General features: G+C 49.5%; 17 protein-coding genes and 1 pseudogene. 4 read left to right on the top strand and 14 right to left on the bottom strand.

Annotated features, from left to right (window positions below):
* The 3 genes and pseudogenes from IEY53_RS17265 to IEY53_RS17255 all read right to left on the bottom strand — a co-directional run.
* The coding region (locus IEY53_RS17265) for a nuclease/transposase family protein (RefSeq protein WP_505820003.1) at positions 1 to 453 on the bottom strand (453 nt) is incomplete at its 3' end.
* A gap of 115 nt (positions 454 to 568) precedes the next feature.
* Positions 569 to 924, bottom strand: a pseudogene (gene tnpA, locus IEY53_RS17260) (IS200/IS605 family transposase).
* A gap of 107 nt (positions 925 to 1031) precedes the next feature.
* Positions 1032 to 1670 (bottom strand): SGNH/GDSL hydrolase family protein, encoded by a 639-nt coding sequence (locus IEY53_RS17255; RefSeq protein WP_189027054.1) that lies wholly within the window; start codon positions 1668 to 1670, stop codon positions 1032 to 1034.
* A 151-nt stretch (positions 1671 to 1821) separates the two neighbouring features.
* Here IEY53_RS17255 and IEY53_RS17250 point away from each other — a divergent pair, with 151 nt between their 5' ends.
* The gene (locus IEY53_RS17250; RefSeq protein WP_189027052.1) at positions 1822 to 2766 is read left to right on the top strand and encodes an aldo/keto reductase; all 945 of its coding nucleotides are present in this window, start codon (positions 1822 to 1824) and stop codon (positions 2764 to 2766) included.
* Between the two features lie 6 nt (positions 2767 to 2772).
* Here the strand turns inward: IEY53_RS17250 and IEY53_RS17245 are convergent, their stop codons facing one another.
* The 6 genes from IEY53_RS17245 to IEY53_RS17220 all read right to left on the bottom strand — a co-directional run bounded on the left by IEY53_RS17245 (position 2773) and on the right by IEY53_RS17220 (position 8342).
* The gene (locus tag IEY53_RS17245; RefSeq protein WP_189027051.1) at positions 2773 to 4014 is read right to left on the bottom strand and encodes an RICIN domain-containing protein; all 1242 of its coding nucleotides are present in this window, start codon (positions 4012 to 4014) and stop codon (positions 2773 to 2775) included.
* 337 nt (positions 4015 to 4351) lie between these two features.
* Complete coding sequence (locus IEY53_RS17240; protein WP_189027049.1) at positions 4352 to 5137, bottom strand: phosphotransferase; 786 nt, start codon at positions 5135 to 5137, stop codon at positions 4352 to 4354.
* A 63-nt stretch (positions 5138 to 5200) separates the two neighbouring features.
* Positions 5201 to 6109, bottom strand: a complete 909-nt coding sequence (locus IEY53_RS17235) for an NAD(P)-dependent alcohol dehydrogenase (protein WP_189027047.1) — start codon at positions 6107 to 6109, stop codon at positions 5201 to 5203.
* Positions 6110 to 6174: 65 nt separating this feature from the next.
* Positions 6175 to 6438, bottom strand: a complete 264-nt coding sequence (locus tag IEY53_RS17230) for a hypothetical protein (RefSeq protein ID WP_189027045.1) — start codon at positions 6436 to 6438, stop codon at positions 6175 to 6177.
* A gap of 85 nt (positions 6439 to 6523) precedes the next feature.
* A complete protein-coding gene (locus IEY53_RS17225) occupies positions 6524 to 7621 on the bottom strand; it encodes a sensor histidine kinase (protein WP_189027043.1) in 1098 nt (365 codons plus the stop codon).
* 1 nt (position 7622) lies between these two features.
* The gene (locus IEY53_RS17220; RefSeq protein WP_229696203.1) at positions 7623 to 8342 is read right to left on the bottom strand and encodes a response regulator transcription factor; all 720 of its coding nucleotides are present in this window, start codon (positions 8340 to 8342) and stop codon (positions 7623 to 7625) included.
* A gap of 193 nt (positions 8343 to 8535) precedes the next feature.
* On the opposite strand from IEY53_RS17220, the gene IEY53_RS17215 reads away from it, so the two are divergent.
* The 3 genes from IEY53_RS17215 to IEY53_RS17205 are packed head-to-tail and all read left to right on the top strand — an operon-like array spanning position 8536 to position 11623.
* Entirely contained in the window at positions 8536 to 9411 is an 876-nt protein-coding gene (locus tag IEY53_RS17215; RefSeq protein WP_189027041.1) for an ABC transporter ATP-binding protein, read from the top strand.
* The gene (locus tag IEY53_RS17210) at positions 9408 to 11012 is read left to right on the top strand and encodes a hypothetical protein (RefSeq protein ID WP_189027040.1); all 1605 of its coding nucleotides are present in this window, start codon (positions 9408 to 9410) and stop codon (positions 11010 to 11012) included. Before IEY53_RS17215 ends, IEY53_RS17210 begins: the two co-directional genes overlap by 4 nt.
* Entirely contained in the window at positions 11009 to 11623 is a 615-nt protein-coding gene (locus tag IEY53_RS17205; protein WP_189027037.1) for a DUF4097 family beta strand repeat-containing protein, read from the top strand. The genes IEY53_RS17210 and IEY53_RS17205 overlap by 4 nt, the downstream gene beginning before the upstream one ends.
* Positions 11624 to 11996: 373 nt before the next feature.
* On the opposite strand, the gene IEY53_RS17200 is transcribed toward IEY53_RS17205, so the two are convergent.
* The 5 genes from IEY53_RS17200 to IEY53_RS17180 all read right to left on the bottom strand — a co-directional run bounded on the left by IEY53_RS17200 (position 11997) and on the right by IEY53_RS17180 (position 15007).
* A complete protein-coding gene (locus IEY53_RS17200; RefSeq protein WP_229696202.1) occupies positions 11997 to 12647 on the bottom strand; it encodes a hypothetical protein in 651 nt (216 codons plus the stop codon).
* 31 nt (positions 12648 to 12678) lie between these two features.
* A complete protein-coding gene (locus tag IEY53_RS17195; protein ID WP_189027077.1) occupies positions 12679 to 13356 on the bottom strand; it encodes a formylglycine-generating enzyme family protein in 678 nt (225 codons plus the stop codon).
* A 59-nt stretch (positions 13357 to 13415) separates the two neighbouring features.
* The gene (locus tag IEY53_RS17190; RefSeq protein WP_189027035.1) at positions 13416 to 13784 is read right to left on the bottom strand and encodes a DUF4180 domain-containing protein; all 369 of its coding nucleotides are present in this window, start codon (positions 13782 to 13784) and stop codon (positions 13416 to 13418) included.
* Positions 13785 to 13811: 27 nt separating this feature from the next.
* On the bottom strand, positions 13812 to 14465 hold the full coding sequence (locus IEY53_RS17185; protein WP_189027033.1) for a TetR/AcrR family transcriptional regulator: 654 nt from the start codon (positions 14463 to 14465) through the stop codon (positions 13812 to 13814).
* Positions 14466 to 14641: 176 nt separating this feature from the next.
* The gene (locus tag IEY53_RS17180) at positions 14642 to 15007 is read right to left on the bottom strand and encodes a hypothetical protein (protein WP_189027031.1); all 366 of its coding nucleotides are present in this window, start codon (positions 15005 to 15007) and stop codon (positions 14642 to 14644) included.

The following is a 15007-nucleotide window of genomic DNA, read 5'->3' as shown; positions in this document are numbered from 1 at the left end:
AAGTGAAACTTGAGCAAACCATTTTCCTGCTTTCTCAACGATTCTCATCAGACCACATTTTGCATGTTGAAGAAATTGTTTATCTCTTTCGGTTAATAGAGCAGGGAAAATTGTCTTTTTCACTTTGTTGTCCACGATGATAGGAAAAGCAATAGAGGAATGGCCAATGGAATAGTTTTGGTTGTTGATATAGTAGGTGGGTTTCCTTAAGATTGGACGCTTCCTTTCCTTCTTCGTTTTCTTAAATACGCTTTTAGCATCACGAATAGCTTGATTCAGTACAGCCGAAGGGAGTTTAGCTTCTACATCTTTCGTTGTGAGTTTGGGGAAGGAACCTTCTTTTTCTGCTTGTTCTGTTAATGAATTAATCGCTCGAATATATTCTCTGCTTAATAACTTTAATTCGATTGGGTTACTTGGAAATAATCTTATCTTTATAGTGACGGACTGCATAAGTATTCACCTCTCTCTAATTAAAGACCAGCCACCAAGCCAAAATATTTGTCGAATTTGAAATCCTTGATCAATTGTTCAGTTCCACAACAGTCGCATTTCACTCACATGTTTTTCACCCCCTTGTTTTTTGTTGTTCAACATATCTTTTAATCGCTTCACTAGACACATTTCCTGCGGTACTTACAAAGTATGAACGTATCCAAAGTGAAGGTAAATAGGCTAAATGTGTAAACTCCTCTCGTAGTCGTTTAGATGTGACTCCTTTAATTTTTGCCATAATATCAGCAGGACTACATGTCGGCAAAGCATTCAAAAATAGATGTGCGTGATCTTGATCTATTTCGATTGAGATAATCTCTACTTTCAACATCAAATTTAAGAAAGATTTTCTTTCGATATCGTGGACAAAAAACAAAGTGATAATTGATTAGGCGATACGGTTGTGTTGATTCTTCTATAATTATCCATACATTAATTGTATCGGTTTATGTTTAAGACTGAAACATGATATCCATAAAATGTTGGAACATTAAGTGTCTTAGGACGTCTATTCCAATCTCGCTATCATCCCACACCTAAAGGAGTGGGCTTTCTCGCTTAAAATTCTGTAATCCGTAGGCATTGGGCTGCTCCGCCACAGGGGTATTCCAGAAATAGCTTTCCTGGCTGCAAATCTTGTGGATCCAGCTGTCCATCGGCAGACTGAACAATGCCCCCAACTCGGCGCCGCACAGGTACTCCCATTCGTCTTCGGTGACCATGGAGAAGCCCTGCTGGTCAAAATCTCTGATCACCTCGTTATAATTCACCCAAGTGCTGTAGCTGTTCATTAAACGGACATTTCGCTCCACCAGCATCGGTGAAATTTCGACTTCTCTAATTGGGGAGCAGACTTCCTTCAAATATTCCTGCGCTTGCATGGGGATGCCGGCAATATCCATTTCATATTGAAGCGCAGCAAGGACCGCTTCCTCTACCGGATTGGCTTCATCCCAACCCAGCACGACTCTGTTTCCCGGCACAAACAGGTACTCCTCTCCGCCAAGCTCATAGATTCCTGTCGTAAATTCTTTTTGATTCGAGTTGAAGGTTTGCACAGTCTTGAGTTTAAAATCATGCCCTTTATAACCTTCGAGCGACAGCAGCAGTTCTTTCCGGCTAAGCGGGTCAGCCTTCATCCAGTTATTGAACTGCAGCTCTTTCTTGTCCATCATGTCCTTTCACCCCTAATATCATTGTGCTTTCCGATTCATCTCTAAATTTTCCGCCTTCTCCCCTTGACCTGGTGTTGACACCAGGTTGTAGGATGTGTGTCAGGCCCCTTCTACAGGGACCCGATATCAAACCGAAGAGGAGCATGTTGAAATGAATAATAACACAATCAAGGTAGGCAGAACAGGACTGGAAGCCTTTAAAATCGGCTTTGGCGCAGGCGTTGTGGGCAACTCCATGATGTACCCCAAAGTGGATGACAACTTAAGCAGAGAGTTAATCCGGGCTGCTCTGAAGCAGGGGATCAATTTTATTGATACTGCCTACCTCTACGGACTGGGGCATTCCGAGGAATTGATCGGGGAAGCCATCCGGGAGCACGGAGGGCGGGAGCAGCTGGTGCTCTCCACCAAAGCTTCTTCCAATCCGCAGTTTAATCAAGCAGGGATTGAGGTGGACAACAGTCCGGCCGCACTCCGCAAAGCTGTGGATGACAGCTTGATGAGATTGCAGACGGACTATATAGATATCTTCTTTCTGCATTTTCCGGAAAGCCGCACACCCCTGTCCGAAGCGGCAGACGTACTGGCGGAACTCAAGTTATCCGGAAAAATCAAAGCTATCGGCGCTTCCAACTTAAGCTTTGCGCAGCTGCAGGAATTTAATAGTGCCGGGCATCTGGATGTTCTGCAAGCCGAATATTCATTGCTGGTCCGTCAGGCTGAAGCAGATGTTATCCCTTATTGTCTGGAGTATGGAATTTCACTGATTCCTTTCTTCCCGCTGGCTTCGGGCCTGCTTGCCGGTAAATATAAAAAGGATGATGTCTTTAGCGATGTCTCACGAATGAACAATCCCTTATTTCAACAAAATGCCTATCCGGCCAATCTGGAGCGTGTAGACAGGTTCAAAGCATTCGCAAATGACAAGGGGGCAGAGCCAGCCCAGATTGCACTTGCCTGGTTATTGACACGCCCCGCTGTTGACCTGATCATTCCCGGCGCAACCCGGCCCGGTCAGATCGAATCCAATCTGCAAACGCTGAGCGTTCATTTGTCGGAAGACGAGCTGAAGCAGTTGGATATCATTTTCGGTTAATCGTCATTAATTAAGGGTAAACAACCATTTCTGCGCATCAGTTCCATTATCGGTCCACTGCTGGACCACTGCGCCATCGGCTGTAGACGATCCCGCTATATCCATAGCCAGCCCGCTTGCTTTGGACACAAGCTTATAATAGCCGCCTCCCGCATCGACGATCCTCCAGCGCTGGGCATCACTGCCATTTTCGTTGGCTTGCTGCAGCTGCACACCGCTGGAGGTTGATGCGTTTGGCACATCGAGCACTTTTCCGCTGTGCACCGCCGTAAGCTTATAGTAGCCGTCACCTGTACTTTCCACCTTGAATTTTTGGTTGCTTGCACTGTAATTGGTCCACTGATGCATTTTTGCCCCGTCCGCTGTAGACACATCTTTTACATCCAGCACCTTGCCGCTGACCTTGGAGGTTAAGGTATAGATTCCGCCGCTGACAATGCCCGAAGAAGGTGCGTTCTGATAGACCCGGACATAATCAACGAGCATTTGCGCCGGGAAAGGCGTCGCATCATTTGGACTTCCGGGCCAATTCCCGCCCACGGCCAAATTCAGCAGGAGAAAAAAGGGCTTCTGGAACTCCTCCGTATTGCCGGTTCCATTCTCAATGTAGAAGGCATTATACTGATTACCGTCTACAAACCATTTGATATAATTCGCATCCCACTCTATGCTGTACACATGATATTGGGAAAAATCCAGGTTGCCAGAGATTTGCCCATAGTCCGCATGGCCCCCGGCATCCCAGTGTACGGTTCCATTAACAAAGGGGTTGTTGTTTACCCGTTCCATCACATCAATCTCTCCGCTTTTAGGCCAATCTACCGTTGTAATGTTCGTTCCGAGCATCCAGAAGGCCGGCCATATCCCCTGTCCGGAAGGCAGCTTAATTCGCGCTTCCACTTTTCCGTAGGTAAAGCTCTTCAGCCCCTGTGTTTTGATGCGTGCCGAGGTATAATTCATGCCGCCATAGGCTTCCTTTTGTGCCTTGATGACGAGGTTTCCGCCCGTAACCTGAAGGTTCTGCGCACGGTTCGTATAGTACTGGAGCTCATTGTTTCCCCAGCCTCCACTACCGGTTCCGATTTCAGCGGTCCAATTGGACGTATTCAGAGAAGTTCCATCGAACTCATCGCTCCATGCCAAGTTCCACCCTGGAGCTGCACCGGCAGTTGTATTCGCAGCGGGCATCCCGGCAAACACCAGTGTGAACAGCAGCAGCAGACTTAACACTTTTACCCTTTTCAACATAAAACCCCTCCGTTTCGGAATATAATCTCCCTTAATCCCAACCGGTTTCGAAAATGACCGTTGCTCCTCCTGCTCCTTTCACGAATGATCCGTAACGCTTCGCCTTGCCTACATTCCCATGTATATTGCTTCTGATTCCGTTAAGAACCGGGAATTTCCCGCTCCAAAAGAGACTCTAAAACTCCCCCTAAATAGTGCGATTTGTACGTAGTCTTCAAAACGGCACCCTTTGCCTATACGGCTCAACAGGAAATAGACCGCCCAGGAACAATGGCTGCGGTCTATTTCTGGAGCGGACAAGCGCGTTGCTATCCGGCCGTTGCGGCAGTGACGGGATTTATACAGGCAGTCCCTGCAGCGACAGATACTGCAGCACTGTATTTCTCTCCTCTGCCATATCACTGCTTAATTCCGAAAGTCTGGCAGCGGCAGTGACGAGCAGCCATTCGGATAAGCTTTCCCGGCCGACACCCATTTCCTGGAGATAAAGGTCGGCTGCTTGTTTTTTCATCCCAAGTATACGTTCTGCCTCTTCAGATTCAGCAGGTGCAGGTGTCATTTCAGTTAGATATACGGTCCTGGCAATGTCCGCATGCTGATGGCCCCGGCAAATATTCATATAATCAATGATATAATTCCGCCCGGAACCTATCATGACATTCCCGAAGTTGAAATCCCCATGACACAGGCCGTCACCATCCGGCAATGCCTCAAGCCGCTCTGCAAGTTCCGACTTGCACCGGGTACTTAAATCCGCATGCTCAATATTATTCTTCAATATGGATTTCAGACTAACGGCCGAGCTAAGCTTGCAGGCCAGAAGCTCTTTATGCAGCGAAGCCATCACGGCTGTATATTTCTCCAGATCCTCCGTCTGAAAAAGGAGTTCAAGCATGGATTCTCCCTCAATCCTGTCATATACAATGCCGTGCCTTCCCTCGTATGTAACCAGCTCATAGCTTTGTATTATTGGAATGTCCAACCCGCTCAGCAGTTTTGAATTTCCATATTCAAACTGAACAGCAGCTAAAGGGTAACCCTCCTTAAAAAGCTTGACGGCCTTGTTACCGCCGGCATCAAAAACATCCGCGGTATTCCCTCTGCCTATAAGCGTACCTATCATTCCTTTCACCTCCTATTTATTTACATCATAGCACAAAAAAAAACCTCCCGCAGGAAGGCATTCTCAAACCGTGATAATCACATTTCCTTTTTTATGTCCTTGCTCCACATAGCGGTGGGCTTCAGCGATTTTCTCCAGCGGATAAACTCTGTCTATGACAGCTTGAAGTTTCCCCGTCTCCGTAAGCTCTTTGAGGAAAACCAAATCCTCCGCACGTACCTTCGCGATCCCCTGACCCTCAACGGACACATATACTCCATTCGGCGCCAGTGCTTTTGCACAAGCGGATTTGGAAGTTTTCCCGACAGCATCCAGAATAAGATCGTATTGCTCTCCTTTTGCCGTGAAATCTTCCTTCGTATAATCCACCAGCTTATCGGCCCCCAGCGACTTCACCCATTCAAAGTTGGCCGTACTGCATACCCCTGTAACCTTTGCGCCAAAGTGTTTGGCCAGTTGGACCGCAGAACTGCCCACCGCTCCCGAAGCGCCGTAGACAAGCACCTTCTGACCTTCCCGAATGTTGCCCTTTCTTAAGAAATACAAGGCTGTAGTTCCTGAAAAAGGAACAGCAGCAGCTTCCTCATAGGTCGCATTCTGCGGTTTCAACGAAACTGCAGAGTCTTCAGGCATACAAGTATATTCGGCGTGGGCACCAAAACGCATCCCCGTTAATCCGTAGACCCGGTCCCCTTTCTTAAACCGTTTCACAGCCGGGCCTATAGCTTCAATTTCCCCGGCCAGCTCCACACCCAGTATCGGATTCCTTGGTTTTCTGAGGCCTAGTACCATTCGCATGGGGAGCCAGAGGAGGAACGGACTTTTGAAGCCGCGAACTCTGCAGTCGCCTGTTGCCACTGAGGTCGCATAAATTTTTATCAGGATTTCATTAGCCTTGGGGTCAGGTTTGGCTACCTCTTTGATTTCCAGAACATCCGGTGCTCCGTACTTCATGCACACTACTGCTTTCATGGGGATTCCTCCAAACCTTGATATGCAATGAGTATAGCGGCAATACGGTATTGATCAACAGATACTTAAGTAGGTGCAGTGATAAGCGCGGTCCAGAAGCATACCGGGTCATCATCCCCTTCATCCATGGACAGCCAGGCGACAGGCCGGTCGCAATTTGCCACCCACCCGCTGGCCAGAGTGGTTTTGCCAAAGCCGGCGGAAGCCGAAATGACGGTCAATTTGCGGTACAGTCCTTCATTCAAACGCTCTATCAGGCGAGGTCGGAACACAAGGCTTGAACGTGCCGGAGGAATACAATATTTAGTGGAGATCGCTTTAGTTGTCATAGCCAACTTATAAGGACCGCAGTCTTCTATCGTCAATAAAAGAGTCGGTATTCGCGGGCCCGCGAATCCGGCCGATTCCGCAAGCTTACAATACCGGCAGACGGATATGAAACGAGCTGCCTTTGGATACTTCGCTCTCTGCAGTCAGAGTGCCTCCATGAGCCAGGATCAGACTTTTAACAATAGACAACCCCAGGCCCAGGCCCCGCTTGGGGGACTCGGCAGCCGCTCCACGGTAATATTTGTGGAACAAATGGTTAAGCATATGTTCGTCCATGCCTTGGCCATCATCGGTAACCGTAATTTCGGCGAACCCATGCCCGTCCTTCCGGATGGTCACATGGATGCTTGTCCCCTCCGGATTATGAATGACAGCATTCAGGAGTACATTTTGCAGCGCCCGGTACAACAGCTTCTCATCGGCCAACAGCTCCAGCCGTTGTTCCTCCGAATCCATACTAAGCGGATAAGCCGCGGCTCTGGGGTCGTTGGCAACATCGGCAATCAGCCGTTGTACGAAGCCGATCAAATCCACTGTGCCGGTCTGCATCGGCAGGGAGGCATGACTATGATTGATTTGAAAAGAAAGATTAATATCGCTGATGAGTTCCTCCATGTGTTGCCCTTTGGACTGAATCTCTTGCAGAAATGTTCTGCGCTCCTCCCCGCTCCAGGTATATTCCTCATTCAGCAGCAAGGCTGAATAACCCGTCACATAGGTTAGCGGAGTTTTCAAGTCATGCGAGATGCCGGCCAGCCATTCTTTTTTATTCTCTTCCAGCTTGCTCCGCTCCAGTTCGGCTTGCTTCAGGCTTCCGGACAACGTTGTAATATTCGCAATCAGCTCGTTATACAGCCGGTATCTGGCTTTCAGCTTATGGTTGCGCTTGAATATTCCAGTCACTGTCTCGGGAGGCTCAACCTTCCCGTTCGACAAAGCGGCAATCCACGACATCATGAACCTTAACGGACCGCCGAAATACCAGGCAAACACTAAGCTGTAACCGGTAATGTTAAGTACAAAAACACCCAGAACGAACAGATCGTAGTAACCCTCATCTTCGACAATGCCCAGCAGCGGGAACAGGAAATCGACCAAAAGCAGCATGGTGAGGCCCAGGCCAAACATCCAGGCAATCAATCCGATTACAAAATGGAGACTGAACCGCAGTTTGGTTCTCATCTCAGGATTCCTTGACCGGCGGGACAAATTTATAACCGATGCCTCTCAGGTTGATGATGAGTTCAGGATCTTTGGGATTATCGTTGAGCTTCTTTCTGATTTTGGAGATATGAATGGTTACCGTCTTCTCATCCCCATAACCCGGGTTCCCCCACACCAGTTCATAGATTTGCGAGGTCGTATAGATCCGGTTCGGATTCCGGCAAAAGAAACTCAGCAGCTCCAGCTCCTTGGCCGTACACTCCACAGTCTGGCCGCCAACAAGTAATACGGCATCCGCGGGTTTTAGAATAAAACGCCCGTAATTGTATTCTTTGTTTCCCGAATTTCCGTGTGCCGAAGACTGAGTCAGGTTCTGCCTCCTGAACAAGGCTTTGATTCGGGCGATCACCTCAAGCGGATTAAAGGGTTTCGTAATATAATCATCCCCGCCGATGCCCAGACCCGTTAATTTGTCAAAGTCGCTTGCACAGGATGTAATAAAAATAATCGGTGCGTCTGTATGCTTGCGTATGTCACGGCACAGCTCAAATCCGTTGACATCCCCCAGCATCACATCCAGCAGGATGAGATCATACGTATGGTTTTGGATATAAAATAGCGCTTGTTCCCCGGTGGTGCAGCTGGTTATATCGTGGTAGCGTTCTTTTCTAAGTGTAATCTCCAGCAGCGTTAATATCCCCTGCTCGTCATCAACCAGCAGAATTTTTTCGGTATTCACATTGTCCATCAACAATGGTGTTTCCTCCCAATTCGGATAAGTTATCGCTTTATTTTAGCACACAAAAGATCGGCCGCTGGTTTCCTGTCTCCATTTAACCGGGATTTTGCTTTATTTTTACTTTCGTCGGCTAATCTGTTAATGCAGCTGCTGGTAGCTGCTCGCCAACTTGGATGTAACGGAGGAATTACACATGGAATTACAAATTGAACAGGTATCGAAGACCTATGGCTCCAAGAGTGCGCTGAACGGCGTATCCTTGAAGCTTAAGCCGGGAGTGGTCGGGCTGCTCGGTCCAAATGGTGCGGGCAAGTCGACATTAATGCGGATGCTTGCGACCATTGAACAACCGACCACAGGGAAAATCACGTGGAATGGCGTGGACATTGCCCGGCAGCCGCAGATTCTGCGCCAGGAGCTTGGTTATTTGCCGCAGGATTTTGGCGTCTATCCGAATCTGACGCCGCTTGAATTTCTCGACTATATGGCCGCCATGAAAGGTTTGTCAGCCAAAACCGCACGAACGCGAATTAACGAGCTGCTGGAGATTCTGAATCTTTCCCATGACCGGAAGCGGCTGCTCGGCGGTTTCTCCGGCGGCATGAGGCAGCGGGTGGGCATCGCCCAGTCCCTGCTTAACGATCCCTCACTGCTGATTGTGGATGAGCCAACCGTCGGACTGGACCCCGGGGAAAGAATCCGCTTCCGCAATTTATTGTCCAGCTTGTCGGCGGAGCGGATCGTTATTCTGTCGACTCATATCGTCACCGATGTGGAGTCCATTGCCCCAACGATTGCGATTATGGCCAAGGGCCGGCTGGTCACGTACGCGGAACCGGAGAACCTGATCCAAAGTGTGGAGGAAAAGGTCTGGAATTGCATCATCCCCGCCGCCGCACTGCAGGACATGCAGGAGAAGTATACCCTCAGCAGCGCGATTCAGCGCAGCGACGGTATTCATGCCCGGATCGTCTCTGATCTGCGCCCAATGCCGAACGCTACTTTGCTTCCCTCCTCACTGGAGGATGCCTATCTGTACAGGGTGTCCTCGTTAGGAGCTACGCCATGAGTTCAGCCCTGTCTGTTTACTTTCATTTAATCAAAACCAATCTGATCAAGCAAATGCGGAGCTATTCCTTCCTGCTTGTCATCGGGATCAGCGTGTTCGCCGGGTATGCCTGCGTGCCGGATGCGTCCGCCGGCTATGAAATTTTTTATATCGGCGGCGTAAGAGGCATATACAACTCCGCCTGGTTGGGCGGAATGGCCGCGATGTTAACAACAATGCTGCTGTGGCTGTTCGGATTTTTTATGCTGAGAAGTCAAATTTCCGAGGACGAACGGCTTAAGGTCGGGCCGCTGATCGCAGCTGCTCCCGTCCGCAATCTTCGCTATATTGTCAGCAAAGCCGCTGCCAATTTTGTGGTGCTGCTGGTGATCGAGGCCGTCCTGCTGCTCGCGTTCATGGCCATGCAGTTGCTGCGGGGAGAAGATGTTCAGCTGCAGGTCGGGGATTACCTTGCACCTCTTTTATACATTACTGTACCTTCATTATTCCTGCTCGCCTCGTTAACGGTTCTGTTTGATGTATTTCCGGGGTTCAAGGGACTGCTGGGCAACTTGCTTTTTTTCTGCCTGTGGATATTCGCCAGCGTTCTGTCCATTGCTGCCCCAAACCACTGGTGGGATATGTTCGGGATCAGTTCCATCCTGAAAGGGATGGCCCAAGGTGCTGCGGAACACTATCCAGCCCTGTCCAGTCTTGAGAACAGCGGGAGCTTTGGTTATTATCCGGTAGAAGGACAAATCCCCACCTTTGACTGGCAGGGTGTGGTCTGGGATCAGCAGCTAATTTTCATCCGCCTGGTCTGGATCGCTGCCGGGTCAGCGATCATAGTGGCCTCTTCCCTGCTGTTCCGGCGGTTTAACAGCTCCGGGGCTGCTGTCTCGCTTCATAAGCTGGTCATTTCGGCGCAAGAACAGCCTTTGGCCGGGTCCTCCCTTCCTGCAACGGGCCTGAATGGCCCGCTTAAGCTCTCACCCGCAGTGAAAGCTAAAGGACTGCGTTGGCCGGGTCTGCTCCGCTCCGAACTGAAGATTATGCTGAAAGGCCTGTCCTTGTGGTGGTTTCTGGCCGCTGCCGCACTCATCGCGGGCTGCCTGTTCATCCCGGCGGAATATCTGCCCAGCCTGCTGCCTTTTGTGATGATTTGGCCTATCGGCGTGTGGTCGCAGATGGGGATGCGGGATAAGCACTATTTTACACGCGGATTGATAGCCTCCAGTTGTTCTCCTTTCGCCAAGTGGTGGACAGAATGGCTTGCCGGCGTACTCATTGCGCTGCTGATTTCTTCAGGAGCCATCATTCGTTTCATGCTTGAAGCACAGGGGCAGGCTGTATGGGCATGGGGGGCAGGCATCTTGTTTGTCCCGACTTTGGCCCTGACCCTGGGCACGTTGAGCGGCTCAAAAAAGCTGTTCGAGGTTGTTTATATGCTGTGGTGGTATTTGGGGCCGCTAAACCATATTCCAGAGCTAGATTTCCTGGGAATATCAGAAGCTTCTCCCGAACTTTATCTTGGTATGACAGGCCTTCTAATCGTTATATCCGTAATCGCCCAGTTCTTCCGAACGGGTAATCTATCTATAAGAAGGGGATCATCCTTATGAAGAAACGTACAGGCTACAAATGGCTAACTCCACTGGCAGCGGTTTTCCTTATGCTGGGACTCGCAGGTTGCGGAGACAAGGCGGTGGAGCAAACCGCTTCTTTCGCGGGAGGCAAAGTGCAGCAGATTCAGATCAACACGGACGGACAATCCGTCAAGGTAAGCCGCTCCGAAGACGCCGAAGTGAAAATCCGTATGAAAACGAGTGGAGAGCTGCCTGCGGTGCTGGATGGCGATGTTCTTACCGTCAATCTTGAGCCCGCCTCCGGCTTCATTCACTTGAAGTCAGCGACCCTCTATTTGGAGATTCCGGATCAGAGCTACCAGTCCATCTCGCTGATCACAACGTCCGGCGATATTGAGCTGGCGGATGCCCAGGCCCGGGATATCCAGCTGGCTGCCGATTCAGGCAGCATCACCGTGAGCGGCTACACCGGCACAGTGGAGGCGGCCACCCAGTCCGGCAAGATCAATTCCTCTCTGGCAGACCCCGCGGACATTAAGAACGACGGCGGCGGCCAAAGCTTAAAGCTAACCATAGACGGCGCGGATACCGGGACCTCTGTGCTTAGCGCTAAGTCCCAATCGGGCAACATCTCTGTGGAGAAATAGGAGCTATATAAGTTGAACTTTAGATTTTCATATTGGGGTTTGGTCGTAACTGCGGGGAATGTTTGGACTTCCAGCCGCTGTTGTCTACAGATTTCTTCAATTGTCCCGCCGTTCGTGGTTGAAATCCGTAGACTGCCTATGCTTCCGATGCGAGCTTTCCTCTGGAAAGCTTTCAGGCGGACGCTACCGCTCCTCCAGTTCCAAACTTCCCTTCCGCACTCCTACCCTTTTTATTAAATTATCAAGTTCAACTTGTGTAGCAGGAGTTCCGTTTCGCCATGAGCAAGGTTTGCGTTAATTGGCAGAGTTTAGTTCCAGCACCTAACAAAAGAGCGGGGGCCCAGGCCCCCGCTCTTTCTTTCCAACCTAAATTTTAGTCCAGCCCATGTTCCTTGCGGATGTTATACAAGCCCTGCAGCACGATCTCTCCAGGGTCGCGGTTCAGCTGCAAATGGGTGTACAAGAGATGTAGCGGGATCGCACACACATTATTGCCTTCCGTGATCGCAGGAAATCCGGATTCAAAGACCGGTCCGTACTCCTCGTTCCAGACCAATCCGGCATGGACCTGCTCGGGAGCAAATTCTTCATGCACTTCTTCGATGAGCTTGGGAACCAGCACCTGGTCGATAATGGCTTTGGCTTCGTCTTCGCTTGTGGCCGGCTGCGGCAAAGCTTTGCCGCCTTTGTTTTTCATCAAATCGATGAAAAACGAAGCCATCCAGACCGCCGGTTCATTGCCCGACTGGAATCTTGCGATTAACTCGCGCAGAAAAAAACCGCAGGAATAAACATGCTCTGCTTCATCTTGTACATGATAAACAAAAACGGGTCCATAGGCTTCAAGCTTCACGATTTGTCCTTCAACCGCCTTAAAGTGCATTCTCAAAGCGACAAGGCCGTTATGGTGAACCGCGTTCAGAAGCTCGGCCATATTTTCTTCGGACATGGGTTCTTCATTCGTTACTTCTTCATTTGTTACTTCTTCATTTGTTATTTCTTCATTCGTTGTCTTATTGTTCATGCTTATCTTCACCTCACTTCTATCATACCATTTAGCGATTTGAACTAACATGGTGGAATAGAGAATATTCTGACCTTGCCAACCGGAAACCAAGATCCTCAATGCGAAAGGTAGGGTGGCTGCGGCGGCGGCAGGTGGCTCCGCACCCCCTGGCCTCTTCAGCCCAGCTTCCACCCCGGAATATCCGGTAGGAGCCATATACCTCCTGATCGTATAGATCCCAGCACCACTCCCACACATTTCCTATCATATCATAGAGTCCCCAGGCGTTAGGCTGCTTTTGCCCCACCTGATGTACCCTGCCCGCAGAATTCTCCTCATACCAGGCGATTTCATCCAGCTCCCCGTAACGGTATCCACCCGTTCCGGCTTTGCACGCATGCTGCCATTCCGCTTCTGTCGGCAGACGGTACCCCTCCGCCTCCCAGTTGCAGACGGCATTTTCACCTGTATCACCCAGCGAATAACATTCCTTGAGGCCCGAGCGGCGGGACAGCAAATTACAGAAGAGAAGCGTATCCTCCCATGAGACATTCACCGCCGGTGCTTGAGGCTCGGCATCAGGTTCCGCCGGCCTTGACATGACCGAGTCAAATAACGCTTTGGTGACGGGGACCGGGGCCAGTGCGAAAGGCTTCACCTGAACCGTCCATGTTGTCTTCCTGCGGTCGTCTCTTAATTCAATTTCACCCCCAGGTAGGTTCACCATGGGATACTCCGCTTCGTTACTGCGATTTGGATTTGCCACCTGACAACCTCCCGCCTCTTTTACTTCAGCCTGCTTAACTTTTCAATCGCTTGTTGTTCATCCGGCAGGAACAAGAAGTTATTCCCATGGTTGCATTCATAAATGAAATCTTTAAGGCTTTGACTGGAATATACGGAAAAATCACCGACCAGCGCAAGCTTCACCTGATAAGTGGTGAACTTCTGCAGGATTTCGCCGGCCAGGCGTGTTTTCAAATCGAAAAAGCTGTCGCTGAACAAAGATTTGTTCATAATAATACGATTGCAGCCTGATTCATATTGTACAGTTGCCATAAGATCCAGTGCCGACTGCACATCCCCAATAAATATCTCGCTGCCGCTGACAATGGCAAGATTTACTCCATTCGCTTCTGTTTTTGTTATCTTCATCGTCATCCTCCTCATGAACCTGTTCAATCAAATATCCCTGAACCTTCTTACATATTCCTCACTAATATAACGGTTGTCCCCGCCTTTTGCTGTGGGAATGTTCGCGACTCTAAAGAAGCTTAGTCCCACTATCATCGCCAGCAGCCCATAGGCAGCGTCTCCCGGATCATCTACAGACATATGCCCCATTCGGCTGCCATAATCAAATATCTTGGCAATGCCCTGCAGATCGGCCTTATAACTCCGGGACAATACTTCCTGTAAATTGCGGTCAAGCACGGCTTTGGAGAAAAATTGCAGAAAAAGTCTCCCCTGATCTTCGTGCGGGATATTCATCTGCTCCATTCCCTCAAGCTGAGATACATTTATTTTGTTCCCTGTATCCTGAGCGGCCGGAGGCAAAATATGCTTGAGCACAATGCCCATCATTTCCCCGGCAGTCATGGAGTTCTCCAATTCCGACTCAATCTTTAGACCGTAATAGGCCAGAAACGCCTTAAAGGCCTCAATAGTCAGATGATCTTTATTCTTATAATAATAAGTCACCACACCCTTGGAGCAGCCGGCATACTCAGCCACCTTATCCAGCGTCATGCCATCAATTCCGTGAACGCTGATGCAGGTTAATGTGGCGTTAATAACCTCGGCCCGGCGTATGGGTTCCATTCCTAATTTGGGCATAGCTCACCTTTTCAATTCTTATTTTATACTGAACAGTCGGAATAAAATAAATTGTACAGCGGGTGCACCTGCCCTGTCAACAGGATTTGAAATGCTGCTTAACCATCCTAAAATAAAATAAAAACAGCCGCTCCTAAAGCGGCTGTTGCTTGGGAGCCGTGTGGATACACGGCTTTTTACTGCCTTCTATACGAAATGGAATGAATTAAATGGCTCACATGAAACGACCATCCAACCTGATTGAAGGATAATTGTCCCAATATGCCGGCTGTCAAAGGCAGAAACAATACCAACCCGGCCCCGTAACCGGGAGCCCAGAGCATAAGCGGGATAGCAGCCAGTATCCCAAACAGAGCTGGAATTACTGTATAGCTGCGCCAGGCGGTCTTCTCCAAAGGAATCCACTTCGCTTCATACGAAAACGCCGGAATAAATTGTTGCAGAAATCCGGCCACTTCCTCCGAGCGGATCAGCGGGAATATCACCGTAGATTTCTCCTGATTTTCTTTGCTGCCTGCGATAATGATATGAATGCTCACCAA

Origin of the sequence: Paenibacillus albidus, from assembly GCF_014644435.1 — a bacterium.
Taxonomy (GTDB): Bacteria; Bacillota; Bacilli; order Paenibacillales; family Paenibacillaceae; genus Paenibacillus_AQ; species Paenibacillus_AQ albidus.
Note: the sequence above shows the minus strand (reverse complement) of the source record. Positions and strands in the feature narration are given on the sequence as shown.

What these genes read in the sequence shown, in the direction of transcription:
- IEY53_RS17255 (WP_189027054.1), bottom strand. Translation starts at nt 1,670, where the DNA reads ATGATGGACAAGAAAGAGCTGCAGTTCAATAACTGGATGAAGGCTGAC.
- IEY53_RS17250 (WP_189027052.1), top strand. Translation starts at nt 1,822, where the DNA reads ATGAATAATAACACAATCAAGGTAGGCAGAACAGGACTGGAAGCCTTT.
- IEY53_RS17245 (WP_189027051.1), bottom strand. Translation starts at nt 4,014, where the DNA reads ATGTTGAAAAGGGTAAAAGTGTTAAGTCTGCTGCTGCTGTTCACACTG.
- IEY53_RS17240 (WP_189027049.1), bottom strand. Translation starts at nt 5,137, where the DNA reads ATGATAGGTACGCTTATAGGCAGAGGGAATACCGCGGATGTTTTTGAT.
- IEY53_RS17235 (WP_189027047.1), bottom strand. Translation starts at nt 6,109, where the DNA reads ATGAAAGCAGTAGTGTGCATGAAGTACGGAGCACCGGATGTTCTGGAA.
- IEY53_RS17230 (WP_189027045.1), bottom strand. Translation starts at nt 6,438, where the DNA reads ATGACAACTAAAGCGATCTCCACTAAATATTGTATTCCTCCGGCACGT.
- IEY53_RS17225 (WP_189027043.1), bottom strand. Translation starts at nt 7,621, where the DNA reads ATGAGAACCAAACTGCGGTTCAGTCTCCATTTTGTAATCGGATTGATT.
- IEY53_RS17215 (WP_189027041.1), top strand. Translation starts at nt 8,536, where the DNA reads ATGGAATTACAAATTGAACAGGTATCGAAGACCTATGGCTCCAAGAGT.
- IEY53_RS17210 (WP_189027040.1), top strand. Translation starts at nt 9,408, where the DNA reads ATGAGTTCAGCCCTGTCTGTTTACTTTCATTTAATCAAAACCAATCTG.
- IEY53_RS17205 (WP_189027037.1), top strand. Translation starts at nt 11,009, where the DNA reads ATGAAGAAACGTACAGGCTACAAATGGCTAACTCCACTGGCAGCGGTT.
- IEY53_RS17200 (WP_229696202.1), bottom strand. Translation starts at nt 12,647, where the DNA reads ATGAACAATAAGACAACGAATGAAGAAATAACAAATGAAGAAGTAACA.
- IEY53_RS17195 (WP_189027077.1), bottom strand. Translation starts at nt 13,356, where the DNA reads ATGGTGAACCTACCTGGGGGTGAAATTGAATTAAGAGACGACCGCAGG.
- IEY53_RS17190 (WP_189027035.1), bottom strand. Translation starts at nt 13,784, where the DNA reads ATGAAGATAACAAAAACAGAAGCGAATGGAGTAAATCTTGCCATTGTC.
- IEY53_RS17185 (WP_189027033.1), bottom strand. Translation starts at nt 14,465, where the DNA reads ATGCCCAAATTAGGAATGGAACCCATACGCCGGGCCGAGGTTATTAAC.